Genomic DNA, 23,110 nt, shown 5'->3' with positions numbered 1-23,110 from the left:
GCTTTTCTCTCTGATTTTCTTGTTAGTTTAGGTATAATTCCACGTAAATTTAAAAAGAGACAAAATCAATGATTAAAATTGGTCAAATTAACAGCTTAGAAGTCATTAAAAAGGCTGATTTTGGCGTATTTCTGGATGGTGATGATTACGGTTCTGTTCTACTGCCTAATAAGTATGTACCAGAGGGTACTGAAATTGGTGATCATGTAGACGTATTTTTGTACTTCGATTCAGAAAGCCAGCTTGCTGCGACCATTGAAAGACCTATTGCCCAAGTGGGTGAATGGGGCTTAATGAAGATTGAGGGCGTCAACGCGACAGGTGCTTTTGTAAATTGGGGCATCAAAGAGAAGGATTTACTTATTCCTTTTAGTGAGCAACGCACTCGCTTCTCTGCGGGACAAACTATTCTTGTCTATGTTTATACTGACAAAGCGTCAGGCCGCATTGTTGGTACGACTAAGTTCAACAAATGGTTAGACAAAACTCCGGCGAATTATGAAGTTAACGAACAAGTTGATTTGATCATCGCAGAGCGCAGTCAACTTGGCTACAAAGCGATTGTTAACGGAAAGCATTGGGGCATGATTTTCCCATCAGATGTGTTTGGTAAGCTTTACATCGGTAAGAAACTGAAAGGCTTTATTAAGCAAATTCGTGAAGATGGCAAAATCGATCTCGCGCTACAAAAAGTCGGCGTGGCAAAAATGGACGATCTTTCTAGCAAGATTCTTGATCTGTTAGAGAAGAAAGGCGGCTTTTTACCTTTGAACGATAAGTCTTCTCCTGAAGCGATTTTTGACGCTTTCCGTACAAGTAAAGGTACTTACAAAAAGACCATTGGTGGATTGTACAAGCAGGGCAAGATTGTTATCGAGAAAGACGGCATTCGTCTGGCGTAGCCCAAACTCACGTATAGCGGATCGGCAGCCAAAAAAACGGCCCAAACTTTTCCTTTTTTTGGGCCTAGGGGAAACGGCTCCGCAGAGCCTGCGCTAAACTTTTTCCAACAATAATTTTGTTGGTGAACATAGAGAGAAATGCCATATCAAAGCATTACTTTGATACAACTAGTTTAGTACAGCGTATCCGGATCGCTAGCGAGCCCAGTTGCTTTCATACTTACGAATTAAAAAGCCATCGCAAATACGATGGCTTTTCATTTATTTATGATTTGCTACTTCTTTAAAATAAGTTCTTATCTCGTACTAATTCGCGAGGAAGACCATTCTTTATTCTGTTGCTTACCCATTTCCCAAGGCCAATGACTGCGCCTTGATAGGTGACAAGCACTTCGCCTTTACCTGTTTTCATTCCCTCAGGAATCGTTTGTGGGCGAACATCACGTCCCATGTACCATTCGCGCGCTTCTTCAATACTGAGTTCAATGGCGTTTGCCTCAGAGCCTGTCGCTAATGCCGTTGCCACCTGATGCTGCCAACGGTAGCCATTTTTATGGGCTTCCGCGATCTTGATACCCATACGGGAGAAGCGTAATTCGCCGATCATTGGCTCTAAATAATTAGGGAACAACCAGACATCTTTATCGCGAAGCCATACAGAACTGTCATTCGGAAGTTCAATACCTAACGCACTTTGCAGCTGTTGGGCAATTTCAACCGATTCTTTTTTCGATGCTTTGGTAAACGGGAACTTGCCCATGCGCTTTTTGACCTTTGGTGGTTCAACAGCAGCCAGTTTACGAATTCTTGCAACAAAGAACCCTTCGCAGTCGTAGACCTGTGGAAAGATATGCAAAAAACCTTCTTCAGTTAGAGCAGCATTTGCGTTTTCAAACAAGGTCTCAAGGCTTTCAAACTCAACGGCATCACCAAAGGTTTCTTTCAAGTGATGACAAACTTGTTGGTTTTCTTCGGTACTGAGTGTGCACGTTGAGTAAACCATCACACCACCGGGCTTTAGTGCATGGAAGGCGCTTTCAATAAGATCTTTCTGTGTGTCAGCGATGTCGAGCACGGAAGCTTGCGTCCAGTTTTTCATTGCATCTTCGTCTTTGCGAACGGTGCCTTCGCCGGAGCAGGGTGCGTCGAGCAGAACCGCATCAAATTGTTCTGGTAGCCAACCGCCAAAAACGCGCCCATCGAAGTTACTTAGTGCGGAGTTACGTACACCACAACGTTCCACGTTGGCATGCAGCACTTTTACACGACTTGCGGCGTATTCATTGGCCACGAGAACGCCTTCATTGTTCATTAAAGCCGCGATTTGAGTGGTCTTTGATCCTGGTGCAGCTGCTGTATCTAACACGGCATCGTAAGATTCGTCATTCATAAACAGCGCAGATACTGGCATCATTGAACTGGCTTCTTGAATGTAGAATAAGCCTGACATGTGCTCGGCGGTGTTGCCTAATGGTACAACTGACTCGTCCGCTTCAATCCAAAACCCTGTGTCACACCAAGGCACAGGGGAAAGCTTCCAGCCTTTTGCGTCTGCACGTTCTAGAAACGCTTCAACGCTGATCTTCAACGTATTAATACGAATACTTTTGCGCAGTGGCTTTTGGCACGATGCGATAAAGTCTTCCATGTTGAGGTTAGCAGGAAGGATAGTTTGGATTTTTTCCAGAAACGCGTCTGGGATGTAAACATTAGGATGCAATGTGGGATCTCGTTTGCAGAATTTGTGGCAAATAATATACGAAAGCGAAGCAGAAACGAATAGTGACAAGGGCCGAGCAATAAAAAAGAGCAGCGATTGCTGCTCTTTTAAAGTGATCAAACTTCAATTGTATGTGAATTGAGCTTTATTCTAAGGCTTAGGAATCGCTGTACGCCATTGAGTCCAACCTTCTTCAGCTTGTGGATATAAAAAGAAAGATTGCCCACTTTTTGCCGCTGGTGGAATAGTCGATTGCTCTGGCGTTGAAAACGCAATTCCTCCGCGAACTAAACTATCAAATGTGCCCGCTTTGATGTTCGCACCAGTAATTCCGATGGAGACATCTACTCCTGAAACATTCCAAAACACACTGTTTTGACGAACGAGGTAAGCATATTCAGGCTGTATCTTGATGGTCGTGACGACGCGATCGGCAAATTCTCCTAGGCTCACGTCGGTGACTTGGCCGACTTCCATCTGGCGGTAAAGAATAGGCGTTCCGACTTGTACTGAGCCTCGTTGTTCACTTTGTAAAGTAAACATCATGCCCTGAACACGTTCTGAACCGTTTTCCAACTGAAAATCAAATTTAGCTTTACCTTTACCTGGCTCAACACTGATGGATTTCGACACCAATGCGCCAAGGTTTTTCACGCCCCCTAAGCCAATCTCTGGCTCAGTTAGCCAAAAATGTGAGCCTTCAACCGCAATGTTTTCTACGTATTCAGGTAGGATTCTTGCGGTAATTTCAACCATATTGCGACGAAAATTTGGTACAACCAGTGTGACTTCACCAACTTTGACGCCTTGATACTCTATCGGCATTCCTTTGGCAATTTCTTGTGAGCCGTCTGTTTCTAACGCAATAACGCGTCCAAATTTGCGTGCGGTTTTTTGATCTGTATATAACTTCCAGTTGTCTCCAATTTTGTTTTCAACGCCAGGAACAGAGTCAAAAGCGATGCCACCTTCGATTAACGATTTTAAAGGGTGAGCTTTCACACTCACACCGGCTAGCGATGCATCTATCTCGATCCCTGAACGGTTCCAAAAGACGGTTTGCGGTGTTACGAGGTAAGCAAAGCGGTTTTCGATGGTTGCTTTAATTAACACACCGCCATCAACCAATTGGAAATCGGAGACGTTACCAACAGGAAGATTACGATAGAGCAGAGGGCTGCCTTTGGAAATCGGCGGCAATTCAGAAGCAAACAGTGTGAGTGCTCTAGAGCCACTTTGGTTGTACTGTGCTAGTTCTGCCAATGATTCGTTTTGGAACAGTTGATACTTTTTTTGAATATCTTGCTTGCCTTCGCTTACAAAGCTAATGGACCCAGTTAACAACTGTTTTGCCGGAGGAACGGTAACGCTGAGGCCCGATTCCGTTAATTCTGCAGAGGCACTTCCGGTTACATAAAAACGGTTGTTTGATTTAATCAGGTGTTTGTATTCATGATCAATCAATACATCCATAAATACTTCATGTTGCGATTTTTTACCTTCTTCAACTAAGCCTACGTTGATAATTGAACCGACAACGATGCCTTTGTAAAGCACGTTGGCACCGCTATCTAGGCCAAACGAGTTGTCAGACACTAAACGAATAGCGATGGACTTTTCTTGCTGTTGGTTAAAAACGTTTTTACGAATGGCAGTAAAGCGGCGAGAGCGATCACCGGCACCTGGCACAATGGTTAAGAAGTTTCCTCTCACGAGATTGGCAATGTTTTCAACACCAGAGAGAGACACTTTTGCTTCTTCTAAGACGAATCGGGTACCTGTCGTCAGCATGTCACTGAAAGCTGGTTGAATTGCAGCTGACGCTAATATCACTTCTCGCCCTTCGGATAGGTTTAAGTCTGTAACTTGGCCAATCTCGATTCCGCGATACATAATGGGTGCGCCTTCGCCACTGATTTTACTGTCATCAGGGAGGACGATTTTAACAGCGATACCTCTACCTGCAGTTTTCAAATCTTTATACAGACGGAATTCAGTATTCTCTTCTACAGGCTCACCGTCATCCGGAGAATCGACGGCGATCGCGCCTCCGAGTAGAGCACTCATGCTTTCTAGCCTTACATCGACGCCTTCAAAACCGATGCTGGCACCGATTCCACTTACGTTCCAGAACCGACTGCGGTTGTTAATGATATGTCGGTATTGATCCTGGATGTTGGCTTGAATCGTGATAGATTTTGCGTCTTCATCCAGCTGGTAGCTGTAGACTTCACCGATTGGAATTTTCTTATAAACAATTTGAGATCCAATCGACACACCACCTAAATCGCGGCTTTTGAGTTTAATGTTCAAACCTTGTGAAACGCGCAAATCTGTTGGTGCAGAGTCTAACGCATGGAACGTTGTTTCAAACTCTTGACCATCTCCAGGTTGAATCGATATGTAATTACCCGACACGAGCGCATCGAGCCCAGAAACTCCCGTTAGGCTTGCTGTTGGTTTTACCAGCCAAAAGCGAGTTTTATCGTTCAGCAATTTTGCCGCTTCAGGGTAGATATCGGCATCAACATAAATACTGCCGAGATCTTCAGTGAGGTTAATGTCTCTCACCATACCGACTTCTAGCCCTTGGTAACGGATAGTGGTTCGCCCGGCGACCAAGCCAGCAGCGTCAGAAAAATAGATTTGCACCCGTTGTCCTGCATCGTGTATCGACTTCACCACAAGCCAGCCAGCTAAGACCATGGTCAAAATTGGCAAAAGCCAAAGAGGAGATATGCCTTTGCTCCGCTTTACATCTGGTACGTATGACGTTTGAGAACTGTTCTGATCACTCATTCATTGACTCTTTTTCTGATTGTGTTGGGCCTGTTTGGTCCCAGATTAGCCTTGGATCAATACTTTCCGCTGCAAGCATGGTCAATACCACGACAACACCAAAGGCCACGGCGCCATATCCTGGTGTGAAATCAAGTATCTGACCACGATCGACTAAGGTCATCATGATAGAAATAACAAACAAGTCCATCACAGACCATTTACCGATCCATTTAACAACAAAGTAAACCATCATTCGTTGTCTCTTAAACACCGAACGTTTGAATTGAATGCAAAGCATGATGTAGGCAAGGCCAAGTATTTTTACAACTGGCACAACAATACTGGCCACAAAAATGATCACTGCGATGCCATACATACCGCTTTTTACCAACCCAGCTACGCCTGAGAAAATGGTATCTTCCAAACGTTTGCCATTGGTCAGCAAGATGGAAATAGGAATCAAGTTGGCAGGGAAAATCGCTATCGTTGCCGCAATGAGGTAAGCCCACGTCTTCTGAATGGAGTTGGGCTTGCGATGATATAACTCGTGGTGACAACGCCGACAATGGTCACCTTCAGGTTGAGACAGGTGGCACTCATGGCAATGCACGTCTTTGTGTTCAAAGGAATAAAGACGTTCTGGCTTCCAGGCTTCCCAGTAACGACGCACACTGATTCGAGAAACTAACAAAACGGTAAATATCTGCAAAAGAACCAGACCAATTAACCCTGGGCCTACAAAAATGTCGGAATAATCTTGGAGTTTGAAGCAGGAAATGGCGATGCTAACTAAGAAAACATCCAGCATTACCCAATGTTTCAAATGTTGAATTAGCCACAGTGAAACACGAAGCCCTCGAAACCACCGTTGATGCAGCGAGATATGTGCCGTAGCCACTGAAACACAAACCGTCAGCGGCGCTAGAGAGCTACAAAATAGAATAAGCAGAGAAAGAAGAACAAAGCCTTCTTCCATCAATGTGATCATCCCTGAAGGTAGGGTTGCCGGAATCATCACACCAAAGAGTCGGATACTAATAAAGTTAAAAAAGTGTGATGGAATAAATAGCAGAATACAGGTTATCGCGACGGCTAAATTACCTGAGAGGCTAGGGCTACCGCCTCGATACAACTGTGTGCCACAACGAGGACAGTGTGCATTTTTTCCATTGGGTAAGTCGACGATATCGACAGGCAATTCGCAACCTTGGCACAAACGCACATTATTTGGCTGCATGGCGTGCTTAGACAGAGAGGTCATAACGACCTCTCTAACTTGAACGATTTAAGCGTGGGACTGTATGCCCCCATATAAGGTTTGATATAAGCCTTCTTGCTCAACTAACTCACCATGAGTACCTGTTTGCGTCACTTTTCCATCTTCAAGCACGTAGATCAAATCGGCTTGTTTTACGGCTGATAGACGGTGCGCAACGATTAATGTTGTTCTACCACGTAAGAATTCAGTCAATGCTTTGTGCAATGCCGCTTCAGTAGCGGTATCAAGCGCAGACGTGGCTTCATCTAAAATAACAAATTGAGGATCACTCAGCACCATTCTTGCGATGGCAAGGCGTTGTCGTTGACCACCTGACAAACGAATGCCGTTACGGCCGACTTGAGTATCCAAACCGTGGTTCAGTTGAGAAATAACATCTTGCAGCTGAGCTACTTCAAGAGCTCGCCAAAGTGACATTTCGTCAAAATTCCCACCGAGTGTTAGATTATGCCTCAAGGTGTCGTTAAATAGTATAGGTTGCTGTAATACCACGGCAATTTTGTCACGAATTACTTCAAAACCAATATCTTCTGTTAATTCATCATTAAAGCGAATGCTACCGGAGTTTTGACGATAAACCCCAATAAGTAGTTGTATTAAGGTCGACTTACCGCCTCCGCTCGCACCAACTAGCGCCACTTTCTTTCCTGCCGGTATATGTAAAGAAAGATTATCTAGGACTTTGTTTTCATTATTATAAGAGAAGTCTACGTTTTCTACTTTAACATCGACTTCTCTGTCTTCTTTGAAAGGATTTACCTTAGGTACTGGTCTTTGTTCTTCTTCTAATACTAATAAGTCGTTGATGCGTTTTAACGCAGCTTTCGCGCTGTACCAAGAAAACTGAATGCCGAGCAGCTCTTGAACAGGAGACAACATAAACCATAGGTAACCAAAAACAGCAAAGATTTGACCAATAGTGAGGTCACTAAACATGACCATCAGCATGGCGACGGCTCTGAATAACTCAAAACCGATTAAGAAGAGTAGGAAAGAGACGCGACCTGCCGCCTCTGATTGCCACGCATACTTGTCTGCATCCACGCGAACTTGGTTCGCACTGTCTTTGAGTTGCTGGAGAAATTCTCGCTCTTTATTGGCTGCGCGCAGCTGGTAAATGCCATCTAATGTTTCAACTAAACGGTTTTGGAAAATTTCAAAAGAATGATTTTCCTTCCGTTTCAGATGTTTAACCATACTTCCTAGTTTACGTGAGAAGTAAATGACAATAGGGTTAACTAGCAGAATAAATAGACCAAGTCGCCAGTCGAGCCAAAGCAGAACGATGGCAGTACCAATGACCGTTAAAAAACTGATAACGAATTTTGCTAACGTAGAACCAATAAATTTATCGATGGTTTCAATGTCAGTGATAAGGTGGGCGTTGATGCCTCCGCTGCCTTTGGTTTCGTATTGGCGGATGCTGATACGACCAAGTTTGTCGATCATTTTACTGCGCATCTCAAACGTGATCGTTTTAGAAACAAGTGTAAATTGTCGGCTTTGAAGGATATTTAACCCCTGACTTGCAGCTCGCATCAGGACGACCAAGAAAAGGGTGAAAAATATATAACCCGTCGGAGTGTGCCACGCTTCAGGGAGAATGGCATTCATAGCAGCTAAGCCTTTTGCTGGTTGGTCCAATAAAACCTCATCAACCATCAACGGCATGAGAAGGGGGATTGGAACACTAATCAAGGTTGCAAGCACCGCTATCAAGTTCGCTATGATCAGCTTGGACTTGTGCTTTTTTACTTGTGTTATCAACCAAGAACGGCTAATAGTGTCATTTTTCAGAAGCATTGTAATTGAGAATAAGTCCTATTATAAAGTAGGGCTGCATTTTAGCGCCATACAGTGAGAATGGAAGCTTTTATAGTAAGTAGGAAGTTAATATGAACATAGAACAATACCATAGACTAACCAAACAAGCCGTTGCTCTAATTGAGTCTGAGCCTGACTTTATTGCTAACCTAGCAAACTTGAGCTCACTGCTTTTCATGGAATTGGACGATCTTAACTGGGCTGGCTTTTACCTAGCAAAAGGTGAAGAGCTCGTTCTTGGTCCGTTCCAAGGAAAACCAGCTTGTGTCCGCATTCCTATGGGGCGCGGTGTCTGTGGTACTGCTGCAAAAACTAACACTATACAAAGAGTATACGACGTTCATGAATTTGAGGGACATATAGCGTGCGATGCAGCGAGTAATTCGGAAATTGTGATTCCGTTTTCTATCAATGGAGAGGTGGTTGGTGTCCTTGATATTGACAGCCCAAGTATTGGTCGATTCAATGAAACAGACGAAGAAGGTCTCACTCATTTCATGGCTGAAGTAGAAAAGCTGCTTAATTCACACGCGAACGACGCATAAATTAGCCCTCGAGTGTGGTTTTTCCTTGGCATGTCACTATAATACGAGAATATTTTTTCTTAATGCTTCGCGGAAATCCGCTCAAATCAGGAACCCTCATGACTGAAAAGTTAAAAAACAGCAAAGAAGTTATTGCATATATTGCTGAATGTTTCCCTAAGTGCTTTACTTTAGAAGGTGAAGCAAAACCTCTGAAAATTGGTATTTTTCAAGATCTTGCGGAACGTCTAAGTGAAGACGAAAAAGTAAGCAAAACACAGCTTCGTGCAGCGTTAAGACAGTACACTTCATCATGGCGTTACCTACATGGTGTAAAACCAGGTGCAGTACGTGTGGACCTAGACGGCAACCCTTGTGGTGAGCTAGAAGAAGAGCACGTTGAACACGCGAAAGCGACACTTGCAGAAAGCAAGGCAAAAGTTCAAGCTCGTCGTAAAGAACAAGCACAAAAAGCTCGTGAAGAGGGTAAGGCGAAAGCGAAACCAGCGGCTAAAAAGCCTCAACAGCCTCGTCGTACTAACAAACCAAAAGTACAAAAAACAACTAAGCCTGTAGAAACGCGCGCTCTAAATGCTGACGAAATCACAGTAGGTAACGCAGTTAACGTGAACATGGGCAAAGGAAACATGGCAGCGACCATTGTTGAGATCAATAAGGATGATGTACGTGTTCAACTTGCTAACGGCCTACAAATGGTTGTGAAAGCGGAGCACTTGCGCGCATAAAGGAGATACTCCTACGCATGAATTGCCGTTCAAAAGTGACACTGATTGCTGCTAGCTTATGGCTAGCAGCATCAGCTCAGGCTCTCGAAGCCAAACTACATAAAGATGACTTGCCGGTTCTCGCTCCTGAAGTTCAGCACGAAACAGCTAGCAAACGAGTCACCTCTCGATTTACCCGCTCTCATTATAAGCATTTCAGCCTCAATGATGATTTCTCCAAAGCGATCTTTGAACGCTATGTAGAATTGCTTGATTATAATAGAAATATTTTTACTCAAGCGGACATCGACTCTTTTAAAGACTGGTCAATTGAGCTTGATGATCAGCTAAAAGCTGGTAACAACCAAATTGCTTTTGATGTTTATAACCTCTCAATGCAAAAGCGTTTTGAGCGCTTTGCTTATGCGTTAACGCTACTCGACGAAGAGATCAAGTTTGATACTGACGACGAGATAGAGTTAGACCGTTCTGAAGCTGCATGGCCAAAAGACGAAGAGGAGCTCAACGAGTTATGGCGTAAGCGCGTGAAATATGACGCGTTAAATCTGAAACTGACTGGCAAAGAATGGCCAGAGATTAAAGAAGTTTTAGAGAAGCGTTATAACAACGCGATGAAGCGGATCACACAGACTAATAACGAAGATGCATTCCAGTTATATATGAATGCCTTCGCCCGACAAGTCGACCCTCATACTAGCTACCTTTCTCCACGTAATGCTGAGCAATTCCAATCGGAAATGAACCTTTCTCTGGAAGGCATCGGCGCCGTTTTGCAAATGACAGACGATTACACAGTAATTCGTTCACTTGTTGTTGGCGGCCCAGCGTCGAAGAGCAAGCAACTTGGCGAAGGGGATCGAATCATCGGTGTTGGACAAGACGGTGAAGAGATTGTCGACGTGATCGGTTGGCGTCTGGATGATGTAGTTCAATTAATCAAAGGCCCAAAAGGCACAAAGGTTAATCTACAGATCTTGCCAGAAGGTAACGATGCGAAGAGTTACATTGTCACAATTGTTCGTGACAAAGTTCGCCTAGAAGATCGCGCAGTGAAGTCGGAGATCATCGAAAAAGATGGTAAGAAGATTGGTATTTTAGAAGTGCCAAGTTTCTACGTCGGTTTGTCGAAAGATACCGATAAACTGCTTGCTGAGTTAAAAACCAAAAACGTTGACGGCGTGATCGTTGATCTACGTAACAACGGTGGTGGTGCATTAACGGAAGCGACAGCATTAACAGGGTTATTCATTAAAGAAGGTCCTGTTGTTCAAGTTCGTGACAGCTATGGTCGTATTAAGGTGAACGCCGATACTGACGGAAAAGTGAGCTACGATGGTCCACTGACGGTGTTGATTAACCGCTACAGTGCTTCAGCGTCTGAAATTTTCGCCGCAGCAATGCAAGATTATAATCGTGCAATTATTTTAGGTGAAAATTCTTTCGGTAAAGGTACGGTTCAACAGCATCGCTCACTGAATCATATCTACGATCTTTTCGATAAAGAGCTAGGCTACGTTCAGTACACGATTCAGAAATTCTACCGTATTGACGGTGGAAGTACGCAAAATCGTGGTGTTGCACCCGATATTTCGTACCCAACACCAATTGAAGCTTCTGAAACGGGTGAAAGTGTAGAAGACAATGCACTACCTTGGGATCAGATTGATAAAGCAAAATATCAAACCTTCCCAAGCAACGAAGCACTAGTTGAAAAACTCACCGCTCTTCATAACAAGCGTATTTCTGATGAGATGGAATTCCGTTTCATCAATGAAGACATAGAGAAGTATCGTAAAGAAAAAGACGATAATATGTTGTCTTTGAACGAGAAAGTTCGTAAGGCTGAATCGGATAAAGCGGAAGCACTTCGTTTGCAACGCATCAATGAGCGTCAAGCTGCTTTAGGTAAGGAAGCATTCAAAACATTGGATGATATACCTAAAGATTATGAAGCGCCTGATGTTTATTTAGATGAGTCTGTCGCGATTATGGTTGATCTGCTCAAGCAGAAAAATCAGTCATAATAACTGGCAATTCAAAGTAAAAAGAGTGAGTCTTTCAGGCTCACTCTTTTTTTTATGTCTTTTCATCTTTGTTTGTATTGAGTATCAAGTAAGATATTCGCTTATTTTTTCCCAATAATTTACGTGATCTACATCTAAAATTTCGCGAAAGTGAGGACTACTGCCTAAGCTAAAAGAAAACGATAAGGATGCCGATATGAAATGGTTCTTTATTTTACTTAGCTTTTGCTGCTTTAGTGTGTTTAGCGGAGAAAACACCAGAGAAGATGAATTAAGTCATTTTGACACGCCGTTTCTCATCGGAGACTGGTATTTAATGAACCCAAACCCCGAAGAGTCGGCTGAAAATTTTCGTGCGATAAAACTGTCACTGGGTTCCGACTACAGCTTTTCTATTGATATTCAAAAGAAAGATTATTCTGTCGATCATTGGGAAGGATTGTATAACGCCAATGAAGACACCATCGTTCTTGGCTTAAACACAGATGAGCCTCAAATTTATGCCTATCGCAATAATCACAATACGCTTGATCTTAATGGTGTGACTTTTACTAAAGGGTTGTCTAACTCGCTAGCGGGCATATGGTCTAGCTCTTATGTATCCGGAGATGGCCTTGTGGCAAACAACATCAACCATATGGATCTGATACTTCAACCTGACTTCGTGTTTATGTTTCGGGTATCCAACGAAGAAGGAGATGAGTCAATCAAGCAAGGTGTTTTCTACACAGAAGATGAATATTTAGTCTTGCTCTATGAAAATGGCGAGCACGGGACCACCTATAAGCTCAACAAAAATGAATTAACGATTGAAGATTCAAATGGCGATATGTACGCGGTACTTAATCGGGTAACGCCTTGATAGCTTATCTTGCTACGACAAATTACGCGAGCATACGGTAAATTGTCAATGTTGTTTAAATGTTAATCAAAAAACGGAGCTAGAGCACTAAAAGCTCCGTTTTTTGATGGAAAGACTTGTATTCTGATACCACAACCCCTACAAATAGCTTATATAGTGATACCAGAACTGCATTTTTGATCATGCAGTCTGGTATTTTTGTTGTTCGACATACAAGGATTTATGCTCATGTCCCAAGCTCCCCAGGCCAAATATCGTAAAGATTATCAAGAGCCATCTCACGCGATTACCGATATCGATCTTACGTTTGATCTTTATGACAATGACACCATCGTTACGGCGATATCAAAGGTTGCTCAAAAAGGCGATACAACAACGCTAGAACTCGATGGCGAGGGGCTTGAGCTGCGCGCTGTAAAAGTAAACGGTGAGGATTGGGCTCATCACGAAGTGAAAGAATCATCGCTTGTACTGACCGATCTTCCATCCGAGTTTGAACTTGAAATCGTCACCAAAATTGATCCTGAAGCGAATACAGCACTCGAAGGTTTGTACAAATCAGGCGGCGCATTTTGTACTCAGTGTGAGGCTGAGGGCTTCCGTCGTATTACTTATTACTTAGATCGTCCTGATGTTCTGGCAAAATACACGACAAAAGTGATCGCAGATAAATCCGCTTATCCATATTTGCTGAGCAATGGTAACCGAATTGCAGAAGGCGATGTAGAGAACGGTCGTCATTGGGTTCAATGGCAGGACCCGCATCCAAAGCCAGCTTACTTGTTTGCTCTTGTCGCAGGGGACTTTGACGTACTGCGTGACAAATACACAACGATGTCAGGTCGCAGTGTTGATTTAGAAATCTTTGTTGATAAAGGTAACTTAGATCGTGCAGGCCATGCGATGACATCGCTGATCAACTCGATGAAGTGGGATGAAGAACGCTTTGGCCTTGAATACGATCTGGATATTTACATGATCGTTGCCGTTGATTTCTTCAATATGGGCGCAATGGAAAACAAAGGCCTAAACATCTTTAACTCAAAGTATGTTCTGGCGAATGACCAAACGGCGACCGATCGTGACTACCTAGGTATAGAAGCTGTAATCGGTCATGAGTACTTCCACAACTGGACTGGCAACCGTGTCACTTGTCGTGACTGGTTCCAACTAAGTCTAAAAGAAGGCTTAACCGTGTTCCGTGACCAAGAATTCTCTTCTGATTTAGGCTCTCGCGCAGACAATCGCATCGATAACGTACGTATCATCCGTGGCCCTCAGTTTGCAGAAGATGCAAGTCCAATGTCGCATCCAATTCGTCCTGACAAAGTCATTGAGATGAACAACTTCTACACGCTAACAGTGTATGAAAAGGGCAGCGAAGTTATTCGTATGTACCATACGCTACTTGGCGAAGAGGGCTTCCAAAAAGGGATGAAACTTTACTTTGAACGTCACGATGGTACTGCTGCGACATGCGAAGACTTTGTTTCTGCAATGGAAGATGCCACTGGTGTCGATTTAAAACAATTCCGTCTATGGTACAGCCAGTCTGGTACACCGACGCTGCGCGTAAATAGCGAATACAATGCCAATGCAAAAACTTACGCACTAACGGTAGAGCAATTTACGGAGCCAACGCAAGACCAGGCTGAGAAGCAAGCGCTGCACATTCCGTTTGATATCGAGCTGTACGATTCGAAAGGTCGAGTTATCCCGTTGCTGATTAACGGTGAATCTGTTCATAACGTGTTAGATATTAAACAAGATAAGCAAACGTTCGTATTCGAGAATGTTGAAGAACAACCAGTGCCATCTTTGTTACGTGAATTTTCGGCGCCAGTAAAACTAGAATACGACTACAGTGATGATGAATTAGTCTTCTTGATGAAACACGCGACGAATGACTTTGCTCGTTGGGATGCAAGCCAAATGCTATTGGCTAAGTACATTCGTCAGAACGTGAAAAACGTTCAAGCCGGACAAGAAGTATCGCTTTCTGAAGGCGTGATAGATGCGTTCCGTGGTGTGCTATTGGATGAGACGCTTGAGCCAGCTTTTATTGCTCAAGTTTTCTCTTTGCCTTCAATTAATGAGATTACTGGCTGGTACCAGCAAATTGACATCGATGCCGTAGACAAAGTGCTAAACAGTATTACAGTGTCACTTTCTCAAGAGTTAGAAGATGAGCTAAGTGCAACTTATCATACACTGAAGCAAAAAGAGTACACGATCGATCATGCTGCGATTGGCAAGCGTGCATTACGTAACCGTTGTCTGCAATACCTAGCACATACGGAAAAAGGTAATGATTTAGTGAAAGCACAATACGCATCTGCAAATAACATGACAGATACGATTGCAGCGATGAGTGCTGCAAATAGTGCTCAGCTTGAGTGTCGTGAAGTTCTTATGGCAGATTATAGCGATAAATGGAAGCACGATGGTTTGGTTATGGACAAGTGGTTTGCTCTTCAAGGTAGCAATCCTGCAGAGGATGCTCTTGAAAAAGTAAAAGCAACCATGAACCACGAAGCATTTAGCTTGAAAAATCCGAACCGTACGCGCAGTTTGATTGGCTCGTTCTTAAGTGCTAACCCTGTGCGTTTCCATGATAAATCCGGTGCAGGTTACCAATTTGCCGGAGAAATTCTTCGCCAACTTAATGATTCGAACCCACAAGTCGCATCTAGAATGATTGATCCTTTGCTTAAGTTCCGTAAATACGATGAAGGTCGCCAAGCTTTGATCAAAGCAGAACTTGAAAAGCTCAAAGCAATGGATAATCTTGCTAAAGACTTATTCGAAAAAGTGACTAAAGCACTAGACGAATAGTAAACAACACAATAGGGTGGTCATTAAGGCCACCTTATTGTTTATGTCACTTAGTTTTTACTTCATGAACTATTACTACTTCAACCTCAACATTTCATATCAAACGTTTTTATCCCATTATTCTGGCGCGGCAAGTGTTGTTCAAGTCGTCACACATAACGGTTTACGTTTGCAGTTACCCGCCGCACGATTCAGACCATTTCTTAGTCAATTAGGCATTAAAGGCCAGTTTAGACTAACAACTGACCAAAATAATAAGTTTCTTAAGTTAGAAACTCTGTGATGTATTGTATTTGCAGAGAGTTAAATAGGAATCTTAGTCACAGAATCGGACATTTCACCTCTTACCACCACGATTAGTTGTTAAACATTTGTAATTATGCTTTTACAATGGGCACATGCATTACCTATGCTTAGTTTCTAAGGCAACAACCTAGCTACTAAGTCCCCCTACAAAACAACAATTCTAATGTGGAGTGTGAATATGACCGCGCGTGAAAATGTAGTGCCGGTTCTGCTTGAAAAAGTTTACCAACTGATTCAAGACAAACTCGAGCTTTCTCACCAAACGCTTGTAACTAAACTTGCTCAACACTTATTCAGTAACATTGCTGATGATGACCTGATTCAGCGAAACGAATCCGATCTTTATGGTGCTGTCGTCAGCCTTTGGCACCATATCAATGAAAAAAAACCAGAAGAGATTTCGGTACGAGTATTTAACCCGACCGTAAGTCGTCAAGGCTGGCAATCCACACACACAATCGTAGAAATTGTTGTTCCAGATAGTCCATTCTTAGTGGACTCAGTCAAAATGGCTTTAGCGCGTTTGGATCTTGTTTGCCACCTAATGTTAAACAACCCAACACAGATACAGCGTGATAAAAAAGGCCAAGTTACCGACGTAAACGGTGAGGGTGGTGTTCTTCAATCACTGTTCCATATCGAGGTAGACCGCCTTACTAGTAAAGAAGAGATGCAAGCGCTTAAAGAAGAGCTGTTAAAAATTCTATCTGATACTCGTTTAGTCGTTGATGACTGGAAGCAAATGGTTGATAAGCTTAAGCTTGTGACTGATGAACTTGAGAAAAATAAAGATCGTGTTTCTATCCAAACGGATCGTATGGACGAAACGATCGCATTTCTTCGTTGGCTAGAAGATCATAATTTTACCTTTATGGGTTACAAAGATTATGACTTAGAAGAAGTCAATGGTGATACCGAGCTTGTTCCTGCTCAAGAGAAAGGGCTTGGTCTATTTGCTGATGACAAGCGTGTACGTAGCGTCAAGCTATCTGAGCTTTCAGACTCTGCGCGGTTAGAAGCGAAAAAGCCATACGCTCTGATTATCACAAAAGGTAACAAAGCATCTCGTATTCACCGTCCAGCTTATACTGATTACATCGGTATTAAGAAGTTTGATGAAAACGGTAAAGTAATAGGTGAGCATCGCTTTACTGGTTTATATACCTCTGCCGTGTACAACCAAGCGGTACAAAGCATCCCTCTGATCCGTGAAAAAGTGGACCGTATCCTTGAAGCGAGCGGATACCGTCACGGATCGTATTCATACAAAGCATTGCACAATATCTTAGAAAACTACCCACGCGATGAACTACTTCAAGCAAATGAAGAAGAGCTGCTTGAGGTGGGAATGGGTGTTGTACAAATGCAAGATCGTGACTTGCTGCGTTTGTTTGTTCGTAAAGACCCATTTGGTCGTTTCTTCAGTTGCATGGTTTATGTCACTAAAGATCGTTACAACACAGAGTTACGTCGTCAAACTCAACGCATTCTTAAGCAGTACTTTGGTTGCGAGCAAGAGGTTGAATTTACAACGTTCTTCTCAGAAAGCCCACTAGCGAGAACACATTACATTGTTCGTGTAGACAATAACAACATTGACGTAGACGTGAAAAAGATCGAGCAAAACCTAATGGAAGTTTCTACCTCTTGGGATGACAGACTAAAAGAATCCATCATTGCTAACTTTGGTGAAAGCAAAGGCCTTCCTCTTTCAAAAGAATACATGAGTGCGTTCCCTCGCTCATACAAAGAGGACATGATGCCAGGTTCTGCGGTTGCAGATATTGAACGCTTAGAAGCGTTAAGTGATGATAATAAACTTGGCATGTTGTTCTACCGACCTCAAGAAGAGGGGGCGGATTCAAAAGCTGTTCGCTTGAAGTTATATCATCGCGATGAGCCAATCCATCTTTCTGACGTAATGCCAATGCTTGAAAACCTTGGCTTACGAGTGATCGGTGAATCACCGTATGAGATCGAGAAAAACAACGGACAGACATTCTGGATCCTTGATTTCTCTATGCTGCATAAGAGCGAGAAAACAGTTGATCTTCGTGAGGCTCGTGATCGTTTCCAACAAGCATTTGCCGCAATTTGGGCGGGCAACCTTGAAAGTGATGGTTTTAACCGATTGGTACTCGGTGCGTCGCTATCTGGGCGTGAAATTTCCATTCTTCGTGCTTATGCTCGATACATGCGCCAAGTCGGTTTCCCATTCAGTCAACAATACATCGAAGACACGCTAAGCCACTACCCAGACTTAGCAACAGGTCTAGTCAAGCTGTTCACCAAGCGATTCGATCCGAAACACAAAGGCAGTGAAAAAGGCCAAAACGATCTGATTAAAAAGCTAACAGAGCAGTTGGATCGTGTAGAGAGCTTGGATGACGATCGTATTATTCGTCGTTACATCGACATGATCATGGCGACACTTCGTACTAACTACTATCAGCTAGACGAAAGTAAGCAACCTAAGCCTTGGTTATCTTTGAAAATGAAACCGAGCGATATTCCAGAGATTCCGCAGCCTGTACCAGCGTTCGAGATCTTTGTGTACGCACCAGATATTGAAGGTGTTCACCTTCGTGGCGGAAAAGTGGCTCGTGGTGGTTTACGTTGGTCAGACCGTCAAGAAGATTTCCGTACTGAGATTCTTGGCCTAGTGAAAGCGCAACAGGTTAAGAACACTGTTATTGTACCTGTGGGTGCAAAAGGCGGCTTTGTTTGTAAACGCCAGCCATCTCTCACAACCCGTGATGAGATCTTTGCTGAAGGCCAACGTTGTTACAAACGATTTATTCGTGCGCTACTTGATGTATCGGATAACATCATTGAAGGTGAAGTTGTGCCACCACAGAACGTTGTGCGCCATGACGAAGATGACCCATACCTAGTAGTGGCGGCAGATAAAGGCACAGCAACATTCTCAGACCTAGCGAACTCTGTTTCTGCAGAGTACAACTTCTGGTTAGGTGACGCATTCGCTTCAGGTGGTTCTAATGGTTACGACCACAAAGCGATGGGTATCACTGCAAAAGGTGGTTGGGAATCTGTTAAGCGTCACTTCCGTGAAATGGGCATCAACTGCCAGACTACTGATTTTACCGCAATCGGCGTAGGTGATATGGCAGGTGACGTGTTTGGTAATGGTATGCTGTTATCGAAGCATATTCGATTGCAAGCTGCCTTTAACCACATGCACATCTTTATTGACCCAAATCCAGATTCAACCACCAGCTGGGAAGAGCGTAACCGCTTGTTTAATTTACCAAGATCAAGCTGGGAAGATTACAATAAAGATTTGATCTCTCAAGGTGGTGGTATCTTCTCTCGTCGATCAAAATCGATCCAGTTAACGCCAGAAATTCAGAAAATGTTAGGTACTAAGAAAGCATCTTTAGCGCCTAATGATCTGATTAAGATGATCTTGAAAATGAAAGTCGACCTGCTTTGGAATGGTGGTATCGGCACTTACGTTAAAGCATCGACAGAAACTCATACGGATGTTGGTGACCGTGCTAACGACATGCTGCGCATTGACGGCCGTGACTTAAGAGCAAAAGTAGTTGGCGAAGGCGGTAACTTGGGTATGACTCAGCTTGGTCGTATTGAATACGCACTGACTGGCGGCCGAGTGAACACAGACTTCGTTGATAACGTGGGTGGCGTTGACTGTTCGGATAATGAAGTCAACATCAAGATCTTCCTTAATGGACTGGTTTCAAATGGCGATCTTACGGTTAAGCAACGTAACCAAATTCTAGAGTCTATGGAAGACGAAGTGGGTGAAATTGTCTTAGATGATGCTTACCGTCAGTCGGAGTCGATCTCCGTGACTGAACAGCAAGGTGTTGGCATTGTTAAGGAACAAATTCGATTCATCCATACCATGGAAAAAGCAGGGTACTTGGATCGTGCTCTCGAATACATCCCTGATGATGAAACGCTAATCGAGCGTGAGAAACAGGGACTAGGTCTGACTCGCCCTGAGCTATCAGTGTTAGTTGCCTACGGTAAAATGGTACTTAAACAGCAACTTGTTACGGATGAAATCGCGAATGATGAATTCCATGCGAAACAGCTTGTTGAATATTTCCCAAGTGCGTTACGACGTAACTATAAAGATCAAATGGTGAATCACCCACTGCGAGCTGAAATTATCGCTACAGCATTGGCTAACCAGATGGTTAATGAAATGGGCTGTAACTTCGTCACTCGTTTGCAAGAAGAAACCGGTGCAAGTGTTGTCGATATTGCTAACGCATACAGTGCGGCTCGTGAAATTTTCGATCTAGAAGCAATTCTTAAGCAGACTCGTGAACTCGATAATATCGCCACTGCTCAAGCTCAGTACGAAATCATGTTTTATGTTCGTCGAGCACTACGTCGAATTGCACGTTGGTTGCTTCGCAACCGCAGTGGTAAATGCACAGTTGGTGAGCTGATTGCTATCTACAAGCAAGATGTCAATGTTATCACTGAAACCTTAGACACTATGCTGGTTGAGTCTGAAGTAGAAGAACACAATGAACTTGCTCAAGGGTGGATTGAGAAAGGGGTAGAAGAGAAACTTGCACATCAAGTCGCTCGTTTATCCAGCCTACAATCTGCACTGGATATCTCATCAGTGGCGAGTGAAACAGGTAAAACGGTTGAGCAAGCATCGAAGCTCTACTTTAACTTGGGTGACCGTTTATCGTTACACTGGTTCTTGAAGCAAATTAACAGCCAAGCCGTTGATAATAACTGGCAGGCACTAGCAAGAGCTGCATTCCGAGAAGATCTGGACTGGCAACAACGTCAACTTACGGCTCAGGTATTAAATTGCGGCTGTGCAACGGAAGAGCTAGACGTGATGAAAGCGTTAGAAGATTGGATGGAAACTAACGAGCAATCACTGCACCGTTGGGAAAGCATCTTGAATGAGTTCAAAGTTGGCTCTGTCCACGAATTTGCTAAGTTTTCTGTAGCACTTCGAGAATTAGTACTCTTGAATCTCAACTGTTCGTCGAAAGAGTAGATGAGTTAGTCAAATTGTAAGTAAAAGCCTCGTTATTTAGCGAGGCTTTTTTGTTGCTCATCGTTTCTATTATAGCGCTGATTGTGTTACAGCGTAACGGTGTGGGGAAGTTAAAATAGGCTGAAATCGATTGCTTTAGGGTGGTTAGTTATAAATTTTATTGTTGAAATCTTACTCTAATTGTTTGTTTTATATTTGAAAATATTAGAAAGATATAGGTTTTTACTTAATACATTCATTTTCATTGAATTACGATGAAAAACAGTAAATAATATTGTCCCGTTTATACGGGGCTTTTTTCTTTCGGAGGCACAATGCTTTACCGTCTAGCCAGAACTGGCTTTTTCCAACTCGATGCCGAGAAGGCACACGATCTTGCAATCAAGAACTTCCAACGCTTTAACGGCACACCACTTGATCTCTTCTACCGCCAACAATTACCAACTCGTCCAGTTGAGTGTATGGGACTAACATTCCGTAACCCAGTAGGTCTTGCGGCTGGCTTAGATAAAAACGGTGAATGCATTGAAGCATTTGATGCCATGGGCTTTGGCTTTGTCGAAGTTGGCACAGTAACACCTCGTCCGCAACCAGGGAATGATAAACCACGCTTATTTCGCTTAGTCGAAGCTGAAGGGATCATCAATCGCATGGGCTTTAACAACCTAGGCGTTGATAATTTGGTCGAGAATGTAAAGCAAGCAAAATTCAACTGTGTTCTCGGAATTAATATTGGTAAAAACAAAGACACACCAATTGAGAAAGGGGCAGAGGACTACCTGATTTGTATGGAGAAAGTGTATGAGTACGCAGACTACATTGCGGTTAATATCTCATCACCAAACACTCCGGGTCTTCGTTCACTTCAATATGGTGAAGCGCTTGATGAACTACTTTCTGAATTAAAAGCGAAACAAGCGGAACTTTCAGAGAAATACAACAAATACGTCCCGCTAGCATTAAAAATTGCGCCTGATTTGAGTGACGAAGAAATCTGCCAAATCTGCGATTCTTTATTGAAAAACAATATAGATGGTGTGATCGCGACTAACACAACTCTGGATCGCACGATCGTAGAAGGAATGAAACACGCCAATGAGGCAGGTGGTTTAAGTGGTCGCCCTGTGCAATTACGCTCTACGGAAGTCGTACGTAAGCTTCATGAAGAGCTAGGAGACAAACTTCCAATTATCGGTGTTGGTGGTGTGGATTCCTATGTTGCAGCCAAAGAAAAGCTGATGGCAGGCGCTAAACTTGTTCAAGTCTACACTGGCTTTATTTACCACGGCCCAAGCCTAGTACGTGATATTGTTAAGAATCTTTAACATATACATCAAAAACCACTGAAAAATCAGTAGCTATTACATAAAAAAGAGGACTTTGTTTCCTCTTTTTTTTTATCCGTTCGTTTGTAAAATTTAAAAATCACGAGTAGGTAATTAAGCGTCTTACCTCTTTACCACTGATTTAACTAGTCAAGAGAGAACGGAATAATGCTTAAACCCAGCGACAAATGGAATTGGTATTTTGACGAGCAAAAAGCTTGCTTAATGCTGGATCTGGGGGAGGAAATGATTTTCCAAACCAATTTATCCCGAAAATTGTTGGTTAACTGTGCCTTCTCAAACAATGAATTTACCGTTGATGACGCCAGTGCATTCCAAACGTTTAATGAACGTATTCGATGCCTCGACATCAGCGAATACCGCCAAGCTGAGTTAACACTGTATTGTGTTGCAGCAAAGCGCTTTCATAAACCTGTACAGCCTAAAAGCTGGTTCTTTGACGCACAGTCCTCTGGTTACGAGCCTGAAGAAGGGGACATGGTCTTTCTAACAAACCAATATTCTGATGGCATGTTCATCGTGTTAGAACCAGGCGAGACGTCGAGCTTATGTGCTTATGTTAACCAAGAAGCGTTTGTGCTTGATGGCAATAAGGCGCTTCAGTTTGGGCAACCGATTAAAGTAATGCATGACCGCATGGCTTGTGCAAATCACCTCTTTGCAATAACCCCTATGGCAATGGTGGGGTAAACCTGTTTAATTTTTTCTTTATTTCGTTCCTTTGTTTGCATTAGTCGACCTCGTTAGGTCGATTTTTTTTGTCCTTTCCTTTGATACTAGAGCCCCATCAGTCATGAAACTGTATGTTTTCTATGCATGCAAACATGAAGCTGGTCACTTTTATTTTACTTATTTCAATCTGATGACTCCCTTAACTAGGCAACCTAGCGCTTAAAATGAGCCCATTTATTCCCCTATAAGGCAAAAATGTAAGTAACTTA

The 23,110-nt window shown here is 43.1% G+C and carries 14 protein-coding genes; 10 read left to right on the top strand and 4 right to left on the bottom strand.

Annotated elements, in window-relative coordinates; all coding sequences use genetic code 11:
• Positions 1-68: 68 nt before the first annotated feature.
• A complete protein-coding gene (locus LIX84_RS15745; protein ID WP_005396561.1) occupies positions 69-902 on the top strand; it encodes a CvfB family protein in 834 nt (277 codons plus the stop codon).
• A gap of 283 nt (positions 903-1,185) precedes the next feature.
• Here the strand turns inward: LIX84_RS15745 and rsmF are convergent, their stop codons facing one another.
• From rsmF to LIX84_RS15725, 4 genes are all read right to left on the bottom strand, one after another.
• Entirely contained in the window at positions 1,186-2,622 is a 1,437-nt protein-coding gene (gene rsmF / locus LIX84_RS15740) for a 16S rRNA (cytosine(1407)-C(5))-methyltransferase RsmF (protein WP_226421700.1), read from the bottom strand.
• A gap of 150 nt (positions 2,623-2,772) precedes the next feature.
• A complete protein-coding gene (locus tag LIX84_RS15735) occupies positions 2,773-5,421 on the bottom strand; it encodes a PqiB family protein (protein WP_226421699.1) in 2,649 nt (882 codons plus the stop codon).
• The gene (locus LIX84_RS15730; protein ID WP_226421698.1) at positions 5,414-6,664 is read right to left on the bottom strand and encodes a paraquat-inducible protein A; all 1,251 of its coding nucleotides are present in this window, start codon (positions 6,662-6,664) and stop codon (positions 5,414-5,416) included. Before LIX84_RS15730 ends, LIX84_RS15735 begins: the two co-directional genes overlap by 8 nt.
• Before the next feature lie 24 nt (positions 6,665-6,688).
• A complete protein-coding gene (locus LIX84_RS15725; protein ID WP_053807440.1) occupies positions 6,689-8,485 on the bottom strand; it encodes an ABC transporter ATP-binding protein in 1,797 nt (598 codons plus the stop codon).
• A gap of 92 nt (positions 8,486-8,577) precedes the next feature.
• Here LIX84_RS15725 and LIX84_RS15720 point away from each other — a divergent pair, with 92 nt between their 5' ends.
• From LIX84_RS15720 to LIX84_RS15680, 9 genes are all read left to right on the top strand, one after another.
• Entirely contained in the window at positions 8,578-9,051 is a 474-nt protein-coding gene (locus LIX84_RS15720) for a GAF domain-containing protein (RefSeq protein ID WP_065646467.1), read from the top strand.
• A 98-nt stretch (positions 9,052-9,149) separates the two neighbouring features.
• Positions 9,150-9,776, top strand: coding sequence for an RNA chaperone ProQ (gene proQ, locus LIX84_RS15715; protein ID WP_046876216.1), 627 nt, complete (start codon positions 9,150-9,152; stop codon positions 9,774-9,776).
• A gap of 17 nt (positions 9,777-9,793) precedes the next feature.
• On the top strand, positions 9,794-11,800 hold the full coding sequence (gene prc / locus LIX84_RS15710; RefSeq protein ID WP_104971738.1) for a carboxy terminal-processing peptidase: 2,007 nt from the start codon (positions 9,794-9,796) through the stop codon (positions 11,798-11,800).
• 196 nt (positions 11,801-11,996) lie between these two features.
• Positions 11,997-12,662 carry a hypothetical protein gene (locus LIX84_RS15705; protein ID WP_005396553.1) on the top strand — a complete coding sequence of 222 codons (666 nt, stop codon included), beginning with the start codon at positions 11,997-11,999 and terminating at the stop codon, positions 12,660-12,662.
• 228 nt (positions 12,663-12,890) lie between these two features.
• Positions 12,891-15,497 carry an aminopeptidase N gene (gene pepN / locus LIX84_RS15700; protein ID WP_226421697.1) on the top strand — a complete coding sequence of 869 codons (2,607 nt, stop codon included), beginning with the start codon at positions 12,891-12,893 and terminating at the stop codon, positions 15,495-15,497.
• Between the two features lie 64 nt (positions 15,498-15,561).
• Positions 15,562-15,780, top strand: a complete 219-nt coding sequence (locus LIX84_RS15695) for a DUF2835 domain-containing protein (RefSeq protein WP_046876238.1) — start codon at positions 15,562-15,564, stop codon at positions 15,778-15,780.
• 201 nt (positions 15,781-15,981) lie between these two features.
• Complete coding sequence (locus LIX84_RS15690; protein ID WP_226421696.1) at positions 15,982-20,823, top strand: NAD-glutamate dehydrogenase; 4,842 nt, start codon at positions 15,982-15,984, stop codon at positions 20,821-20,823.
• A gap of 314 nt (positions 20,824-21,137) precedes the next feature.
• Positions 21,138-22,148: a quinone-dependent dihydroorotate dehydrogenase gene (gene pyrD / locus LIX84_RS15685; RefSeq protein ID WP_226421695.1), complete on the top strand. Its 1,011-nt coding sequence runs from the start codon at positions 21,138-21,140 to the stop codon at positions 22,146-22,148.
• A 168-nt stretch (positions 22,149-22,316) separates the two neighbouring features.
• Positions 22,317-22,859, top strand: coding sequence for a cell division protein ZapC (locus LIX84_RS15680; RefSeq protein ID WP_005396505.1), 543 nt, complete (start codon positions 22,317-22,319; stop codon positions 22,857-22,859).
• Positions 22,860-23,110: the final 251 nt, after the last annotated feature.

The organism is Vibrio sp. E14 (genome assembly GCF_020515785.1).
GTDB classification, from domain to species: domain Bacteria; phylum Pseudomonadota; class Gammaproteobacteria; order Enterobacterales; family Vibrionaceae; genus Vibrio; species Vibrio diabolicus.
Note: the sequence above shows the minus strand (reverse complement) of the source record. Positions and strands in the feature narration are given on the sequence as shown.

Excerpts from the sequence above, each read along its gene's own strand:
- LIX84_RS15745 (WP_005396561.1), top strand. The coding sequence starts at position 69 with ATGATTAAAATTGGTCAAATTAACAGCTTAGAAGTCATTAAAAAGGCT.
- LIX84_RS15735 (WP_226421699.1), bottom strand. The coding sequence starts at position 5,421 with ATGAGTGATCAGAACAGTTCTCAAACGTCATACGTACCAGATGTAAAG.
- LIX84_RS15730 (WP_226421698.1), bottom strand. The coding sequence starts at position 6,664 with ATGACCTCTCTGTCTAAGCACGCCATGCAGCCAAATAATGTGCGTTTG.
- LIX84_RS15725 (WP_053807440.1), bottom strand. The coding sequence starts at position 8,485 with ATGCTTCTGAAAAATGACACTATTAGCCGTTCTTGGTTGATAACACAA.
- LIX84_RS15720 (WP_065646467.1), top strand. The coding sequence starts at position 8,578 with ATGAACATAGAACAATACCATAGACTAACCAAACAAGCCGTTGCTCTA.
- proQ (WP_046876216.1), top strand. The coding sequence starts at position 9,150 with ATGACTGAAAAGTTAAAAAACAGCAAAGAAGTTATTGCATATATTGCT.
- prc (WP_104971738.1), top strand. The coding sequence starts at position 9,794 with ATGAATTGCCGTTCAAAAGTGACACTGATTGCTGCTAGCTTATGGCTA.
- LIX84_RS15705 (WP_005396553.1), top strand. The coding sequence starts at position 11,997 with ATGAAATGGTTCTTTATTTTACTTAGCTTTTGCTGCTTTAGTGTGTTT.
- pepN (WP_226421697.1), top strand. The coding sequence starts at position 12,891 with ATGTCCCAAGCTCCCCAGGCCAAATATCGTAAAGATTATCAAGAGCCA.
- LIX84_RS15695 (WP_046876238.1), top strand. The coding sequence starts at position 15,562 with ATGAACTATTACTACTTCAACCTCAACATTTCATATCAAACGTTTTTA.
- LIX84_RS15690 (WP_226421696.1), top strand. The coding sequence starts at position 15,982 with ATGACCGCGCGTGAAAATGTAGTGCCGGTTCTGCTTGAAAAAGTTTAC.
- pyrD (WP_226421695.1), top strand. The coding sequence starts at position 21,138 with ATGCTTTACCGTCTAGCCAGAACTGGCTTTTTCCAACTCGATGCCGAG.
- LIX84_RS15680 (WP_005396505.1), top strand. The coding sequence starts at position 22,317 with ATGCTTAAACCCAGCGACAAATGGAATTGGTATTTTGACGAGCAAAAA.